Below are 15,390 nucleotides of genomic sequence, written 5' to 3' on the forward strand. Positions count from 1 at the left end.
TACCATTTTGATTGGGCACTTGTACTGAGCGACTCGTGCCGAGCGTATCGCTAAAGCGAAAGCTCCGCTAACGCGTAGCGTCTCGCAGAGAAGCCGAGGTAAGGCGAAGTATTGGGCATTAGTTATTTACTTTGAACAAATGACTAATAACTAATGACTAATGACTAACTCTACTTTGTATTAATCACCATCTGTAAATTTCTTAACAAGTCGCTTGAGGTGTAGGGCTTGGACAAAAGAGTTTTGACATTATTACCAAGGCTTTTAATCATTTCATGATTGGAGGCTAATCCACTAACACCAATAATTTTGATGTCTGGATCAATTTTTTTCAATACATTGATAGTTGTTGGCCCATCCATGAATGGCATCATCATATCAATCAACACTACACTAATTTCTTGTTGGTGTTTTGTATATAGTGCGATCGCATCAATACCATCACTAGCTACTAAAACTTTATAGGCATTTTTTTCTAACCAGGCTTGAGTTACCTCTCGAATTGAATCTTCATCATCTACAACAAGAATCAATTCTCCATGCCCTGCTGGTAATTCATCATCTCCAGCTAATTTCCCATCTGTATCGATTGTCTGCGTGACAGGTAAGCAAACTTGAAACTCTGTGCCTTTGCCCACTTCAGTAACTACATTCACAAAACCGCTATGGCTTTTGATGATACCAAGCACTGTTGAAAGACCAAGCCCTGTGCCTTTACCCACTTCCTTTGTTGTGAAAAATGGCTCAAAAATTCTATCTACTATTTCTCTCTTAATTCCTATACCTGTATCACAGACACTAATCATCACGTAAGAACCTACGTTAGCATCAATATTCATTCGGGCATAGTGGCTATCAACCCAGAAATTCTTCGCAGAAATCTTGAGGATACCGCCATGAGGCATGGCATCACGAGCATTAATACAGAGATTCATCAGCACCTGGTGTAGCTGAGTAGCATCGCCAAAGATATTCCACAGGTTTTGCCCAGGAACATCAATTCGGATTTCAATCGCTCTGGAAAATGTTTGTTTAATAATTTTTTCAATTTCTGAAATTAAATACCGTACATCTAAGGTTTTAAAGTTGCCTACAGATCCGCGTGAAAACCACAGCACTTGTTTAACTAAATCTGCCGCACGTTTAACATTTGTTTCCATAATTGTCAGCCATTGCTGACTTTTCTCATCTGGGAGTCTTGCCTCCAACAGTTGTACTGTCATCATCATGGGTGTCAGTGCATTATTGAGATCGTGGGCGATGCCACTTGCTAAAGTGCCAAGACTCTCCATGCGCTGGGCCCGGAGAAACTGCGCTTCGAGTTGTTTTTTTTCTGTAATGTCGGAGTTGACAATTAGGATGGATTTGGCTTGTCCCCGATCGTCATTTACCAGTGTCCAGCGGCTAGCAACGATCATCTCTTTGCCTTGTTTTGTGACTTGATGTAACTCACCTTGCCATGAACCGCTCTCAGCTAGAGTTTTCTGGATGTTTTTCAGTTGGCAAAAATTTTGCTTTCGATACAAAAGCTGATTGGCATTCTTGCCTTGTGCTTCTTCTGCCATCCAACCGTAGAGATGTTCAGCCCCTTTATTCCAAAATTGAATTTGGTTAACCAAATTTTGAACGATAATCGCGTCTGTGGTTATGTCGAGCAAAGCAGCTTGCTCACGGATTTTCTGTTCTGCGTCTTTGCGATCGCGTAGCGCAGCTTGCTGTTCAGTAATATCAATTACAAAGCCCGCCATCCGAGCAATCTTGCCTGTAGAGTCTAAAAAGATATACCCGTTGTCTTCAACTGTGATGTAAGTGCCATCTTTGCGACATACACGAAATTCAAGGTGGAATCGTTCTTTTGTGGATAAAACACGGTTAATCTCTTCGATAAATAAGTTTTTATCCTCAGGATGAACCAACTCTAGCCAACGGTTCAAACCTCCTAACATCTCAGGCATAGAGTAACCTAATATTCGCTCTACATTGCCAGCATATTTGATCTCGTTGGTATGCAGGTTCCAGTCGTAGAGAATCTGACCACTCGCTTGAATTAGTGCTTGATAGCGATTGTTCCACTCGTCTAATACAGCTGAATGACATCGCAGTTTTTCCTCTACCCGCTGGCGCTCCAAGATTTCCATCTCTAAACGTTTATTTTGCTGTGTGAGTTTTTTTGTGAGGTTTCCTAAACGTAAATGCGTATTTACCCTAGCTAAAACCTCTTCATTTTCTAGAGGTTTGGTAATGTAATCTACTGCGCCAATATTCAAGCCTTTGACTTTATCTACATTTTCAGTCATGGCAGTTATGAATATTACGGGAATATCTTGAGTGGCTGGATTTGCTTTTAAACGTCTACAAGTTTCAAATCCATCAATTCCTGGCATTAATATATCCAATAAAATCAGGTCAGGTGAGGCATATTCTGCCATCTCAAGTGCACTTTTACCATTTTCAGCTACTAAAACTTTAAAGTCGTAATACTTTAATAAATCGAATAATAATTCGAAATTAATCGGAGTATCATCAACTATTAAAATGACAGATTTCTCATTTTTATTAAAATTCATAATTACCTCTGAATTAAAATTATTCTAAAATTTCTTGAATATGTTTGCCTTGAAAATTTTTGGAAAGTTGATGAGCAGGGGTGGCAAATGCACTTTATCACCTACTTGTTGGAATGACAAAAAATTTGCTAATTCGACTATCTACTGGCTGATTTTATATATCACATCTTCTGCCAAATTTCTTAGATATGTGCGAATTTTGAACTTGAAAGCAAAAAGATTTAATTAAAAGTAAACTATCTCCAGAAATCCCTACATCTATAAAGTAGACCTTATAGGTAGAAAACATAGACACCAGCTATATGTGTAAAAAGTACATAGCCTCTGGGTTAGAGCACTGTAAGTTGAAGGTTCGATATCAGCGATGCCTGCGGTTTTTGCTAGCCTACGCTACTTGCAATTTTAGCTTGCCGATCAATCAAAATCTTCTGAATGTAATAATTACCGATTTTGACAAGTGCTTAACTTATTATGAGAGTAAGCACTTTAACCATATAGCGATCGCACTTTTATTCTTTTCCCAAAAACAAATAAACAAATAAATATGTGGAAAAAGTAGAGGCGCACAGCTAACTGTGCGCCCCTACTATGTTTATCTATGAAATCATGGGTTTGTGGGCGGATCAAGTTTTATCCGAACCGTTTTGGGACGACAAGGGCTTCCCCAACAAACCTGCCCAGAGGGCATATTAGTAAAAACACTACTACGAGCACCAATCACAGCATTAGCCCCGATTTGCACTCCCGGCCCAACGAAACAATCTGCCGCTACCCATGCACCATTCTCAATGGTGATACTCGCTGTTTTCAACCCAAAGGCAGGATCTTGGAGATCGTGACTACCAGTACATAGGTAACTTTTTTGGGAAATTACGCAGTGTTCTCCGATATGGATTTGATCGAGGCTGTATAAAACTACGTTATCTCCAATCCAACTGTAGTTGCCAATGGTAACTTTCCAAGGGTAGGTGAAGCGGGCGGTGGGTCGAATTAATACACCTTTGCCGATACGAGCGCCAAATAATCGTAGTAGAGCACAACGCAGAATATTTAACGGTTGAGGAGTGAGAGGAAAGGCGATCGCTTGTACAAACCACCATAATAATACATACCAACTTGGACGCCCCCGATCAAACCAAGATTGGTCATATTTGCGTAAATCTACGAAAGGTTGGTCATTAGTCATTAGTCATTAGTCATTAATCAGTACAGACGCGATTAATCGCGTCTGTACAATGGTCATTAGTCATTTATCAGGAGTCAATCGTCAATAACTTTCCCTTTACTCCTGTGTTCCCTTGCTCCCCTGCTTGTTCCTTTGAGGTCGTTGCAGTATTTAAGTGACCACCACAGTTGCGTAATTCGTAAAGTTTAACGCCAATTTGATATTCATATTGACTCAGCAAGCGTGCATAGATATATCCTGCTTTGCCATCCAAAAAACCGCGTTGAATAATATAAAACAAAACAAACCGTAAAATGGGTTTAAATGGCAGGTGTACCCACACTTTTTTCAAAAATCGCTTGCGTTGCACGGCATCACCAAATAGATTAGCGCCGATAGTACCGCTATCATCTTTACCTGTGAGAATATTAAAATAAACACTGGCTTCCCAGTTGGAATAGCGGTTGTGTCGTTCTAACCAGTGGTAGAGGTCGCGGAAGTCTTCGTGGAGCATATCATTTTTGAGATACCCAACTTTCCCCTGCAAAATCACGTGTTCGTGAACTTCGTTATCACCAGTATTGGGAATATCTTCTGTATTTAGATTTTCGTAGCGACCTTTTTTATGTTGAAATAAACGTAGATTCCAATCAGGATACTTACCACCATAACGAATCCATTTTCCTAAGAAAAATACGCGGCGGTTGAGATAATAACCTGTATACTCATTGTTTTGAATTGCTTGGTCAATTTCTTCCCAAAGTTCGGGGGTGATGCGCTCATCGCAATCTACAATTAGTACCCATTCGTTGCGAAAAGGTAGATTATCTAAAGACCAATTTTTCTTTTTGGGCCAGCGTCCATTGAAGTTGAATTGCACGACATTTACACCGTGATTTTTAGCAATTTCAATGCTGTTGTCGGTACTTTGAGAATCTACTACAAATATTTCATCTGCTCTGGCGAGGCTGGCGAGGCAGGCTGGCAAGTTTGCTTGTTCGTTTTTTGCCGGAATTAGTACTGAAACTGGTATTTTAGATGACATAAGAGTATAAATTAGGTTATTGGTTATTTCTTATTTGATGTAGATAAAAGACCTTGAATAGCAGCATTTAAGTAACCAATCTGACCGTAAGCATACACAAGTTTGTCAAACCGTTCTGCTGGATCAGAGAAATATTGCAATGCTTTATACAAGCCGCGTACAAACCGTTCGCTACCTCGCTGCAATTGAGCGATCCCAGCTTTACCAGCGAGTTGTTCTCGATAGCATTCACTGATACCTTGCCACCAGCCTCGGTTTAAAAACCAGGAGCGTTGGAGGCGCTCTGGGGCAACGTTATGAGCAACTAGCGCTTCGGGAAGATAAGCGACTTGCCAACCACGCTGTAGGGCAAATTCGGTCATTTGCAGTTCTTCATTTGATAATAGATTTTTCCCCACTCGACCGAGATGAGGATCAAAACCGCCAATTTCTTTTAGGAAACTGCGACGGATAGAGTAATTTAAGCCTCTGGGTGTTGAGCCAGGTTGCTCGATGTAGATGTTACTGTCACCCAAATCGTATGCACCCAGATTTGCAGCTAGCCCTGGAGATAGCCATCGTGGTTGTTGGATTCCTGGGGGCCAGATGAGAGTGACTTTGCCACCTGCGATCGCTAGTTTAGAATTATTGTAATAGGCAAAATATAAAACTTGTAGCCAGCAAGGGCAGGCAACGGCATCGTCATCTAGATAAGCAAGAATATCACCACTAGCTACTTTTGCACCCGTGTTGCGGGCGACAGATAAACCAATGGTGGGTTCAAAAACATACTTCAGGCGCGGATTGTGGGCCCTTTGTTCTACAACCTCACGGGTGCGATCGCTAGACCCATTATCAACTACCACAATTTCAAAGTCAGCAGCAAAATCCTGCGCTAAAAGACTATCAATTGCAGCCCCTAGATACGTATCTCGATTGTGGGTACAGATAATTGCAGAGATTTGGGTGTCTGGCATAGATTTTATTTTGGATTTGAGATTTGGGATTTTAGATAAAAATCTTAAATCCAACGCACACCTGCTGAGAGTTAATCTAAACCAAAAATTACTGACCCACCAACCGAGTTTCTTCGGAAATAATCTTCAAAACTTCACGTTTGTTGAATATGACTGTGTAAAACTACAAGAGTTTGGGCCAGTTGACTCAGACGGGTTTCCAAAGATTGCTTGCGCCCCAACAGTTGACGTAACTTTTGGTAACGAGCGATCGCCATACTAACATTGGGAACCTGATCCGGTGGACATGGGCGAGACCAGACTTTACCAGCATCGTCCACACCACAGAGGCGGTAGCCAGTAATAGATGATTGATAGGATACTTTCCCACCACTAGCGCAAATTTCTTCTACGTAGTTCATCAGGCGGTCAACTTCTGCATGGCGTAGTGTTGCGGTTCCTGCTGGTTCTGGTTCGGTGGGATTGGATTCTAACCAGCCATTGACAATTGGACCTTCTAAGTAAATATCCTGAATTTGCTTCAAAATATTTTGCAGTTCTGTTTGCCAACCGGCAACAGTCTCCTGAATTTCTTGCAATAGATTCATCGCCAATGCTGGATTAGCTCCGTGACGATGGCTACTAAAGCTTGGAGTTTTCAACTTGGGTAGGCTGGGTGTTTTGTTACCATTCTCTTGTGCTTGAAAGGTCTGCACAGAGTCATGGTGAGGAAAGAAATTTTGTTCAGAAGGATAATCACTCTCAGTATCTACGTCCAAGTCAACTGTTTGTTCTTCCTGAGAGGATGGAGTTTGTGTACTTTCTGTGGGTTCGTTGGCTCCGACGCTGATTCTAAAAGAGAAAGGCCGTTTTGTCGTCGAATCACCTGTTTCAGCGGCAGAGGCAGTGCCGCGATTCCCTAAATCGTGTAGAGTTGCTTCAATACGTTTTAATCCTGCGTTCATAAAGACATCCTTTTATGCTGTCCCCGATGGTGTTGAATAATTAATAATGGGGTTGTTGGGATTTTCGGCTTTTGCCAATTGTGGCATCAATGATGCTGGTGCTAATTTTATCCCTTAAAAGTTATTTGAAACCAAAAATCTCACAGTTGAAGTAAAAAACTGCGGTGATAAATTGCAATCGTAGGCATATTGTTAAAATACTCAGGAAACGACTTTGGGTAAAATCATTTTAGTAACAGGGCCAGCACGATCTGGTAAAAGTGAATGGGCGGAAACTTTGGCCATGCAGTCAGGAAAAGCAGTTATTTACGTAGCAACAGCCACCGATAATCCAGACGATCGGGAGTGGCATCAACGCATTTTAGAACACCAACAACGTCGTCCCCAAAACTGGGTAACTTTATCTGTACCTATGGAACTGTCTGCTACCCTTGCTGATGCTAAACCCTATACCTGCCTTTTAATAGATTCTTTAGGAACTTGGGTTGCTAATCTCCTGGAACAGGACGAATATAGCTGGGGAAACATCCTTGCAGAGTTGTTAGAGACGGTGGATTTGGTTGCTGCTGATATGCTGTTTGTAGCAGAAGAGGTGGGTTGGGGTATAGTACCAGCTTATCCTCTTGGGAGGACGTTCCGCGATCGCCTGGGTTCTCTGGTGCGCCAGCTAAGTGCACTCAGCGAAACTGTATATTTAGTTACTGGTGGTCATGTCCTCAATCTGGGCGTCCTTGGTTCGCCATTGCCAAATAGAGGGGAAGGAGAAGTGAGGAGTCAAGATTCTTAACTCTTGATTCAAATTAATCCAAAATCTAAAATCTAAAATCTAAAATTGTAATATGGCAACCAAACAAGAAGTTAGAGGATACCTTGCCTACTGGTTTCAGTTAGGTAAGAAAGTGATTACGGGCAACGGTAAGGCAAGCTTTTTGCCCCAATCGGTGCTAGATGGCGATCGCTATAGTGAAGAATTTGAACAGTGTTGGCAAAAAATTCTCTCACCAGAATCGGGTGATTGTTACCTAGAGGGTACACATGAAACCATTGCTGAACTGTTGACACCAGCATGGGATATGCTACCTTGCAGCCGATGTAGTATGCCAGTAGCCGCGCGAAACGTCGGGATGCCGGCGTTGTTATGCCCCTGCAATAGTTTACCTAACTGGCCTAATACGGAATTACCAGCACCGCGAGAGCCAATTAAGACTCAAGACCAACTCAAAACAATTCGCGATCGGCTTATGGATAATATTGCATAAATAAACAACCAATTAGGACCAGCCCTTTCAAGATATCTGTTTTTGGATCTTATTTTGGGATAGAATTTTAGCTGTAGAAACATGAGGTTTCTTGGCAGGAAGAGTGCGTTTTAACCGCCTCCTAGTCTTTTTGATGGAGCGGGGATGAGATAAAAAAACGTTTAAATTAACTAAAGTCGCCAGTTTCTGAAGGACATTAATTAATTCAATCAAATTCATCTGTTCAAAAACTTTCCATTCTTTGGAAGAAATAGCAATCATCATGCCACGATAAATTCCGCGAATTTCATCGACTAGATAATAGCTCGAAACCTCTTGAGAGACTTCATTAATACCGTGAATACTTTTCAAAGCAGCTAGTACAACAGAAAGGATATTGTAGGAAACTAAGGCAATGCAGAAAGCGAAGAGAGCAGCTTTAGGATAACCAAGAGCCTTAATTTCAGAATTGAAGATATCAGTTAATATCTGAAATAACGTTTCGATAGTCCAACGTTGACGGTAGATTTAAGCAATATTTATAACCATGCTTCAAAAAACTCTTAATTTGTTTGATTTCAGGCAAGATAATAAGCAATGGACGGTTAAGCAGATGAGCATAAAATTGACATCAGAAAAAGTCAAAAAGCTATAAAATTCGGTTTAAAGACTTCTTTAGCATAAGTGCAATACTCAAAGAATTGCCCTACCTTTTGGCTTAAATCTGAATTGGTATAAGAAACAGTTTGCGTAGGCGCAGCCCGCCGTAGGCATCGCGGGTGCTTGGGAGTTAACTTAAGTTAGATGCTTGTATTGATACAAAAGGCTTTAATGCAACTAGTGAGATTGTCTTCGCAGTCTGGCGGCTGACAATCTCCTATCGAATCTAAAAACACAAGACATCATGAGTCAGGGAAGCATAATATCTCTCGGTAGCGTTAATGCAGATTTTCAGGTACGAGTCGATCGCCGTCCAGACCTAAGTGAAACGCTTCTTGCTAGTGATTTTCTGCAACTGAGTGGAGGTAAGGCAGCCAATGTTGCCTATCTCGCTCGCAAACTGGGTCTTCCTGCTATGCTTATTGCTCATGTCGGTGCTGATACGCTGGCAGAACAGGCGCTCAAACCCCTCCGGGAGATTGAGGTAGACCTGAAATATGTAAATGCGATCAAGGGCAAACCGACGGGTGTTTCCATGATTACCGTGCCCCCCGATGGCAAAAAGGGAATTATTGGACAAAGGAGGATATTGCCATTGTCCGAGATGTGATCGCCAAGGCGCCTTCTGGTTCAGTACTGGTAGTCGATTACGAGATTGCGCCATTTATTGTTGAACCTGCGATTAATGCTGCCTGCGAGCGAGATTTTCCGGTAATTCTCGATCCATCTCCAGCCGATCGGGTGGAGCAAAATTTGTTTTCACAAGTGACTTATCTGGTTCCAGATGCAGGGGAAGCAGAGAAGTTAAGTGGAATCAAGATTAATTCGGTGGATTGTTCAATTCAAGCCGCACATCATTTTTTAGATCGAGGAGTCAAGAATACTTGTGTGAAGCTGAAAGACGGAGGCTGCGTGCTGATAAACCACGAGCAAACACTGCATATTCCCCCCGTTCCCGTGGATGTTGTCGATGCAACAGGAGCGGGGGATGCGTTTGCAGGCGCACTGGCTGTGGCGGTACTGGAAAAGCGATCGCTTCAGGACGCTGCCTGTTTCGCAACGGCGGCTTCCCACGTTACAGTAACCCGGTATGGTTCTCAACCAGCCTATCCGACGCGATCGGAAATTGATGCCATGTTTCAACGACTCACACCCCAAGCTTATGTTCTCTCATAACAACACTTACGACTCCAAAGATGCCTGGAGCCTTGTTTTTGACGGGTACGATCCAAAGGATGAAGGGCATCGGGAAGCACTCTGTGCGCTGGGCAATGGCTATTTTGTCACTCGTGCGGCAGCGATTGAGGCAACAGCCGACGAGATCCACTATCCTGGAACCTACCGAGCAGGTATTTATAACCGCTTGGTAACATGTATTGAAGGTGAAGCGTCCGATGATGAATCCCTTGTCAATTTACCCAACTGGCTGCCGCTAACATTTCGTATTGATGGCGGAAACTGGTTTTCTATTGATGCGGTTGAAATTCTGACTTACCGCAAAACACTGGATCTCAAAGGCGGGGTTCTGCATCGTGAGATCCAATTTCGCGATTTGCAGGGACGACAAACGAAACTGCACGAGCAACGGTTTGTCAGCATGGCTCAACCCCACCTTGCTGGATTGCAACTTCAGCTAACTGCCGAAAACTGGTCGGGTGAACTGGAAATTTGTTCAGCGATCGACGGACGGGTGACGAACAACAATGTCAAACGCTACGAACCTTACAATCAGCAACATCTGGAGCCATTAACAACTGAAACCATTCAACCAGAGGGCATCTGGTTGATGGTACGAACCAAGCAGTCTCGAATCGAGATAGCTGTGGCAACGCGTACCCGTGTTTTTGTGGATAGCCATGAAGTAAAGTCCCGAACTGTCGATCGCGAAACTGCACAAATTGGGGAACGGTTGCGGCTTCAGGTCGATCGGGGTGCAGCAATCCAAATTGAGAAAATTGCTGCCCTCTATACCTCCCGTGACCACGCGATGAGCGAAAGTGCTGAAGCAGCAAGGCAGGCAATCCAGGATGCTCCCAGCTTTGCCAAATTGCTAACTGCTCATCGATGTGCTTGGGAACGGCTCTGGATGCGCTGTGATATTGAGCTTGAGCCAGTGGAAAATTTACGGGCGTTACGGTTGCATATCTTTCATATCCTGCAAACAGTTTCGCCTCATACAGCAGATTTAGATGTGGGAGTCCCGGCGCGGGGGTGGCACGGGGAGGATTATCGCGGACACATTTTCTGGGATGAAACCTTTGTGCTACCGTTTCTTGCCTGTCGCTTTCCAGAAATCGCGCGATCGATGCTGCTATATCGTTACCGTCGCCTCGGTGCAGCAAAAATTCTCGCCCGTCAACACGGCTACAAAGGAGCAATGTTTCCTTGGCGCAGTGCCAGTACCGGGCGTGAAGAAACACCCCGTTTTCAGTTCAGCCTGCTTTCAGGACATTGGATGCGCGATCGCACAAACTTGCAGCATCACATCAACGCTATCATTGCTTGTAATCTGTGGCGCTACTACAATCTCACGAACGATCTTGCCTTCCTAATGGACTACGGAGCAGAGATGATGGTTGAGATTACCCGCTTTTGGGCGAGTATTGCCACCTATAATCCTGACCTCGATCGCTACGAAATTTGCGGGGTAATGGGGCCAGATGAGTATCATACCGCTTATCTAGATGCCGAAACTCCCGGCATCGACAACAATACCTACACAAACGTCATGGCAGTCTGGACGCTCTGTAAAACACAGGAAGTCCTCAATCTATTGCCACCTTCGTGTTGTCGTGAATTTTACACTCGCCTCAACCTGAGCCAAGAAGAAATCAACCATTGGGATACTGTGAGCCGAAAGATGCACGTAGTTTTTGACGACGACGGTATTTTAAGCCAGTACGAAGGGTTTGATCGCTTGCAAGAATTTGATGTGCAGCCATTCTATAATCAGCAGGTTAATTTAATCCTGGAGGCAAAAGGGGATGATGTCAATCGCTATCAGGTTAGCAAGCAAGCAGATACCGCGATGCTGTTCTTTTTACTGTCTGAAGCAGAATTGGCAACATTACTAGAGCGGAATGGTTATTTCTTTAATCGAACACAAATGCAGAGGACGATCGCTCATCATCTCCAGCATACGGTGCATGAGTCCAGCCTTTCCCGACTTGTGTATGCTGGAGCAGTTGCTAGATGCGATTGCGAAAAATCCTGGCAGCTATTCATGGAAACACTGTTTGCCGATTTATCGGGGGCAAGTAGTGAAGAGACAAAAAATGGCATTCACTTAGGAGCAATGGCAGGCACACTTCATCTCCTTCAGCACCATTACCTTGGGTTACACGCTTACGGTGGTAAGATTTGTCTCGATCCATACCTTCCAACTTCACTAAACCGATTTCGCGTTAGCCTTCAGCATCAAGGGAATGATTTAGAAATTGAAGTTATCGATAGTAATCTAAATGTAATAGCATCGCCAATTAACTCATCATCCGTCCAAATTATTTGTCGGGGTGATGTGATGGATTTACAACCTGGTACTTCAATTACTATTAACCTGCTACATTCGGTTTCCTCAGTTAAGAGCCATTGAACTTGAGAGGTAGATGTTCTATTAATGACTCTCAAATACACAGTTGTTCTCTTTCACTAGGAAGACGCGATGCCTACGGCGGGCTGCGCCTACGCACTACTGCTTCCGTAGGATGGTAAGTACCTTAAATCCCACATTCCGCACATGTGACTCAGATGATTGATATTTTTGAAAAACCCCAGCCAGGAAAATTTTATCTACTTAATTTTTCGTAAGCGTTCAGGGAGATTATCTTCGGCGACAACACCAGTCACAATTGAAGTGGAGACAATGGGGTCAGTAGGCGTAATCGCTGTCCCAACCAGCATTGCCTCCCAAAAAGGTATTTTTAAGATCCAATAAACGAGCAAACCACTGATCGCCCACATCATAGGCATGACTAACCCCAACAGAACTGCCAATAGAACGATCGCACCGATCGCTGTGATTAAAATATTCAGTTCATCCAAGAGCCACTAACCTATTGTGAGACTGAGATTGGCATCGTTGAGAGCTTGCTCAACTGGGATGCGGCAGCGATCGAGCAAGTCAGCGCAGAGTTTCTCAAACTCCGCCCTAGTTAACGTTATATCCAGGTTCTTTAGCCCCTCTTGAGTTGCCGTGATGAAGGGGAGATTAATCGCCGTTTGGGTGGCGCTAGAGAGTTCAATTTTGGCTTTTTCTGCGGCTTCAGTTAACCGTTGCAGGGCTTGCTTATCTTTGCGTAAATCAATACCTTCGTTGCGCTGAAAATCATTTGCAACATAATCGATAATCTTTTTATCAAAGTCATCGCCGCCTAAATGGGTATCTCCACTCGTGGCTTTGACTTCAAACACACCTTCTCCAACTTCTAAAATCGAAACGTCGAACGTGCCGCCCCCTAAGTCAAAAACTAGAATTGTTTCGTTGCCTTTTTTGTCTAAACCATAAGCAAGTGCTGCCGCCGTAGGTTCGTTAATGATGCGGAGTACTTCTAACCCGGCAATTTTGCCTGCATCTTTGGTCGCTTGTCGTTGCGAATCATTGAAGTAAGCAGGCACAGTAATCACTGCTTGGGTAATGGGTTCTCCCAGATATTTGCTGGCATCATCTGTAAGTTTTCGCAAAACTTGAGCAGAAATTTCTTCAGGCGCGAATTGTTTTTTCAGCGCCGGACAATCGAGTTTGACGTTGCCATTGCGATCGCAGACGACTTTGTAAGAAACTTCACTCGCTTCGTGGGTGATTTCATCGTGTTTGCGTCCGATAAACCGTTGACCGAGTAGAACGTGTTCTCTGGATTCATTACCGCCTGTCGTCGAGCAATTTGACCAACCAGACGTTCGCCTGTTTTGTATATGCAACTACAGAGGGAGTGATGCGTTGTCCTTCTGCATTGGCAATTACGAGCGGTTGCCCGCCTTCGATGACTGCAATACAAGAGTTAGTTGTCCCTAAATCAATTCCAACAACTTTTGCCATAACCTTCGATTCCTTTCATCAGATTTTGATGTGCTGATTCTAGTTCTAAGAAACTTCAGTAGTATTAACAGCTCAACTTGTAACCAACAGTTCTCCGATAGATTGTGGGATCAGAACGGTATCAATAATATGAATGATTCCGTTATCTGATTCGATATCTGGTTCAATAACTTTGGCATCATTGACTTTAATGCCGTCAGAGGTATCGATCGCCAGCGTCGAACCTTCTACAGTTGGGGCTGAACTCAAAGCATCAGCATCGGTGGATGGAATGCGCGAAGCAATCACATGGTATGTCAAGAGTTTTTCTAACTCAGGCGGATTGTCAAGAAAAATTCCTACCGTTCCCGATGGCAACTTGGAAAATGCTTCATCAGTCGGTGCAAATAGCGTAATCGATGCAGGCTCCATTAACCCCTGCAATAGACTCGCCCGATTAATTGCTTCAACTAAGGTGGTAAATCGACCGTCGTTTATCAGTGTATCTACAATGTCAGCCATGTCTCATCCTCCCTTGTTATTATTGTTTTTTCAATCAATTAAATTGCTAGTGTTCGTTAATCTGGTTTATAGAAGGTTTTTTGATATTTGCGTTGTTCTTCTTCTTTAAAGAAACTATTTAGAAATTTTCTGTGCATCAACCGATAGAAAGACAAAAAAGTATCCAGTATATATAATTATTTTTGGCATTAACGTTGTGAGTTATACATTCAACGATCTAAAACAAAGAATAAAGGCGTCAGTCGCCAGAATTCAGAATTGAATTCTGGGGGATCGCTCGAAGTTTCTCAGTACCTTTCTCTCTGCTCTGGATAATCTAGCTTCACCTGCACCGTCTGCACTCCATCTTCCACTTTCACCTCTATTACCTGTGGTTCGCGAGCAGCAGAAATGACACTGATTTGTCCACTGCGTTCAAGGCGTGCAATTTTTACTTAGCTGCAAACATCAGTATTTATTTCTTAAGTAGAATGAAAATTTCATAATTATTTCACTTTTCCGTGAAAGCGTATTTAAAGAAGGCTTTTAGCACTGGGTTGACTATGCGACTTATATTAGTTGAGGATGAAGCAGATTTAGGTGCAGCAATCAAACAAGTCCTGAGCCATGAGGCGTATATAGTTGACTGGTTTCTAGATGGTACTCAGGCATGGCAATATCTAGAAACTGGCTGGACTGAGTACACACTTGCGATTTTTGATTGGATGCTGCCTGGAGTTTCAGGGATAGAGTTGTGTAAATGGTTGCGATCGCGCCAATTAACTTTACCTGTGTTGATGCTAACGGCTAAAGACCGGATGGAAGAAAAGATTATCGGTTTAGATAGCGGTGCAGATGATTATTTGGTTAAACCCTTTGATATGGCAGAACTGCTGGCAAGATTGCGAGCATTACAACGGCGAGCCTCTTACGTAGGAGCAACGCTGACACCTCAAGTCCAACCCCGACGCTTACAAGTAGGTTGCCTGACCCTCAATTACAGCACTCATGAACTTACTCATCAGTATAGTAACAGAGAAAATCAAGTATTCTCTTTAACTGTCAAAGAATTTCAATTATTGGAATATTTCATGAGGCATCCTAACCAAATTATCAGCCGTGACCAAATTATAAATCAGCTTTGGGAAATTGGTGCAGAACCAGTTAGCAATGTAGTAGCGGCACAAATTCGCTTATTGAGACGTAAATTAGGAGAAGAAGACAGCGAATCTTTGATTGAAACTATTTATGGCGTGGGCTATCGCCTAAACATTCATACTGCTGATTTTTGCTAACTTGA

At 43.1% G+C, this 15,390-nt stretch carries 15 protein-coding genes and 1 pseudogene; 6 read left to right on the forward strand and 10 right to left on the reverse strand.

Annotation, left to right across the window (positions count from 1 at the left end):
* Positions 1-170: 170 nt before the first annotated feature.
* The 5 genes from RM347_RS15130 to RM347_RS15150 all read right to left on the reverse strand — a co-directional run bounded on the left by RM347_RS15130 (position 171) and on the right by RM347_RS15150 (position 6,677).
* Positions 171-2,567 (reverse strand): hybrid sensor histidine kinase/response regulator, encoded by a 2,397-nt coding sequence (locus RM347_RS15130; RefSeq protein ID WP_322716669.1) that lies wholly within the window; start codon positions 2,565-2,567, stop codon positions 171-173.
* Positions 2,568-3,171: 604 nt separating this feature from the next.
* The gene (gene hpsU, locus RM347_RS15135; protein WP_322716668.1) at positions 3,172-3,753 is read right to left on the reverse strand and encodes a hormogonium polysaccharide biosynthesis acetyltransferase HpsU; all 582 of its coding nucleotides are present in this window, start codon (positions 3,751-3,753) and stop codon (positions 3,172-3,174) included.
* A gap of 67 nt (positions 3,754-3,820) precedes the next feature.
* The gene (locus RM347_RS15140; protein WP_322716667.1) at positions 3,821-4,777 is read right to left on the reverse strand and encodes a glycosyltransferase family 2 protein; all 957 of its coding nucleotides are present in this window, start codon (positions 4,775-4,777) and stop codon (positions 3,821-3,823) included.
* Positions 4,778-4,800: 23 nt separating this feature from the next.
* Entirely contained in the window at positions 4,801-5,733 is a 933-nt protein-coding gene (locus RM347_RS15145) for a glycosyltransferase family 2 protein (RefSeq protein ID WP_322716666.1), read from the reverse strand.
* Between the two features lie 134 nt (positions 5,734-5,867).
* A complete protein-coding gene (locus RM347_RS15150; protein ID WP_322716665.1) occupies positions 5,868-6,677 on the reverse strand; it encodes a hypothetical protein in 810 nt (269 codons plus the stop codon).
* Between the two features lie 214 nt (positions 6,678-6,891).
* Between RM347_RS15150 and cobU the strand changes: the two genes are divergently transcribed.
* Together cobU and RM347_RS15160 are read left to right on the forward strand one after the other, a co-directional pair.
* Positions 6,892-7,464: a bifunctional adenosylcobinamide kinase/adenosylcobinamide-phosphate guanylyltransferase gene (gene cobU, locus RM347_RS15155; protein ID WP_322716664.1), complete on the forward strand. Its 573-nt coding sequence runs from the start codon at positions 6,892-6,894 to the stop codon at positions 7,462-7,464.
* A 52-nt stretch (positions 7,465-7,516) separates the two neighbouring features.
* Positions 7,517-7,936 carry a hypothetical protein gene (locus RM347_RS15160; protein WP_322716663.1) on the forward strand — a complete coding sequence of 140 codons (420 nt, stop codon included), beginning with the start codon at positions 7,517-7,519 and terminating at the stop codon, positions 7,934-7,936.
* Between the two features lie 27 nt (positions 7,937-7,963).
* Here RM347_RS15160 and RM347_RS15165 read toward each other — a convergent pair whose 3' ends face one another.
* Positions 7,964-8,287, reverse strand: a complete 324-nt coding sequence (locus RM347_RS15165; protein WP_322716662.1) for a hypothetical protein — start codon at positions 8,285-8,287, stop codon at positions 7,964-7,966.
* Between the two features lie 532 nt (positions 8,288-8,819).
* On the opposite strand from RM347_RS15165, the gene RM347_RS15170 reads away from it, so the two are divergent.
* The 3 genes from RM347_RS15170 to RM347_RS15180 are packed head-to-tail and all read left to right on the forward strand — an operon-like array spanning position 8,820 to position 12,167.
* Positions 8,820-9,185: a carbohydrate kinase family protein gene (locus RM347_RS15170; RefSeq protein WP_322716661.1), complete on the forward strand. Its 366-nt coding sequence runs from the start codon at positions 8,820-8,822 to the stop codon at positions 9,183-9,185.
* On the forward strand, positions 9,182-9,751 hold the full coding sequence (locus RM347_RS15175) for a PfkB family carbohydrate kinase (RefSeq protein ID WP_322716660.1): 570 nt from the start codon (positions 9,182-9,184) through the stop codon (positions 9,749-9,751). Before RM347_RS15170 ends, RM347_RS15175 begins: the two co-directional genes overlap by 4 nt.
* Positions 9,666-12,167 (forward strand): glycoside hydrolase family 65 protein, encoded by a 2,502-nt coding sequence (locus RM347_RS15180; protein WP_428850558.1) that lies wholly within the window; start codon positions 9,666-9,668, stop codon positions 12,165-12,167. The genes RM347_RS15175 and RM347_RS15180 overlap by 86 nt, the downstream gene beginning before the upstream one ends.
* A 197-nt stretch (positions 12,168-12,364) precedes the next feature.
* Here the strand turns inward: RM347_RS15180 and RM347_RS15185 are convergent, their stop codons facing one another.
* The 4 genes and pseudogenes from RM347_RS15185 to RM347_RS15200 form a co-directional block, all read right to left on the reverse strand.
* Complete coding sequence (locus RM347_RS15185) at positions 12,365-12,616, reverse strand: cation:proton antiporter (protein ID WP_322716658.1); 252 nt, start codon at positions 12,614-12,616, stop codon at positions 12,365-12,367.
* Between the two features lie 6 nt (positions 12,617-12,622).
* Positions 12,623-13,434: pseudogene (locus RM347_RS15190) on the reverse strand (Hsp70 family protein).
* The gene (locus tag RM347_RS15195; RefSeq protein ID WP_428850559.1) at positions 13,434-13,610 is read right to left on the reverse strand and encodes an Hsp70 family protein; all 177 of its coding nucleotides are present in this window, start codon (positions 13,608-13,610) and stop codon (positions 13,434-13,436) included. The pseudogene RM347_RS15190 and the gene RM347_RS15195 overlap by 1 nt, the downstream one beginning before the upstream one ends.
* Positions 13,611-13,682: 72 nt before the next feature.
* Positions 13,683-14,111 carry a fasciclin domain-containing protein gene (locus tag RM347_RS15200; RefSeq protein WP_322716657.1) on the reverse strand — a complete coding sequence of 143 codons (429 nt, stop codon included), beginning with the start codon at positions 14,109-14,111 and terminating at the stop codon, positions 13,683-13,685.
* A gap of 542 nt (positions 14,112-14,653) precedes the next feature.
* Between RM347_RS15200 and rppA the strand changes: the two genes are divergently transcribed.
* Positions 14,654-15,385 carry a two-component system response regulator RppA gene (gene rppA / locus RM347_RS15205; RefSeq protein WP_322716656.1) on the forward strand — a complete coding sequence of 244 codons (732 nt, stop codon included), beginning with the start codon at positions 14,654-14,656 and terminating at the stop codon, positions 15,383-15,385.
* Positions 15,386-15,390: the final 5 nt, after the last annotated feature.

It is taken from the genome of Nostoc sp. ChiQUE02 (assembly GCF_034531305.2).
In the GTDB taxonomy this organism is placed as follows: Bacteria; Cyanobacteriota; Cyanobacteriia; order Cyanobacteriales; family Nostocaceae; genus Nostoc.

Coding starts and splice junctions, on each gene's coding strand:
- RM347_RS15200 (WP_322716657.1), bottom strand. CDS start 14,111: ATGGCTGACATTGTAGATACACTGATAAACGACGGTCGATTTACCACC.
- RM347_RS15150 (WP_322716665.1), bottom strand. CDS start 6,677: ATGAACGCAGGATTAAAACGTATTGAAGCAACTCTACACGATTTAGGG.
- RM347_RS15180 (WP_428850558.1), top strand. CDS start 9,666: ATGGTTCTCAACCAGCCTATCCGACGCGATCGGAAATTGATGCCATGT.
- rppA (WP_322716656.1), top strand. CDS start 14,654: ATGCGACTTATATTAGTTGAGGATGAAGCAGATTTAGGTGCAGCAATC.
- RM347_RS15145 (WP_322716666.1), bottom strand. CDS start 5,733: ATGCCAGACACCCAAATCTCTGCAATTATCTGTACCCACAATCGAGAT.
- RM347_RS15130 (WP_322716669.1), bottom strand. CDS start 2,567: ATGAATTTTAATAAAAATGAGAAATCTGTCATTTTAATAGTTGATGAT.
- RM347_RS15195 (WP_428850559.1), bottom strand. CDS start 13,610: ATGGCAAAAGTTGTTGGAATTGATTTAGGGACAACTAACTCTTGTATT.
- RM347_RS15140 (WP_322716667.1), bottom strand. CDS start 4,777: ATGTCATCTAAAATACCAGTTTCAGTACTAATTCCGGCAAAAAACGAA.
- RM347_RS15160 (WP_322716663.1), top strand. CDS start 7,517: ATGGCAACCAAACAAGAAGTTAGAGGATACCTTGCCTACTGGTTTCAG.
- RM347_RS15170 (WP_322716661.1), top strand. CDS start 8,820: ATGAGTCAGGGAAGCATAATATCTCTCGGTAGCGTTAATGCAGATTTT.
- hpsU (WP_322716668.1), bottom strand. CDS start 3,753: ATGACTAATGACCAACCTTTCGTAGATTTACGCAAATATGACCAATCT.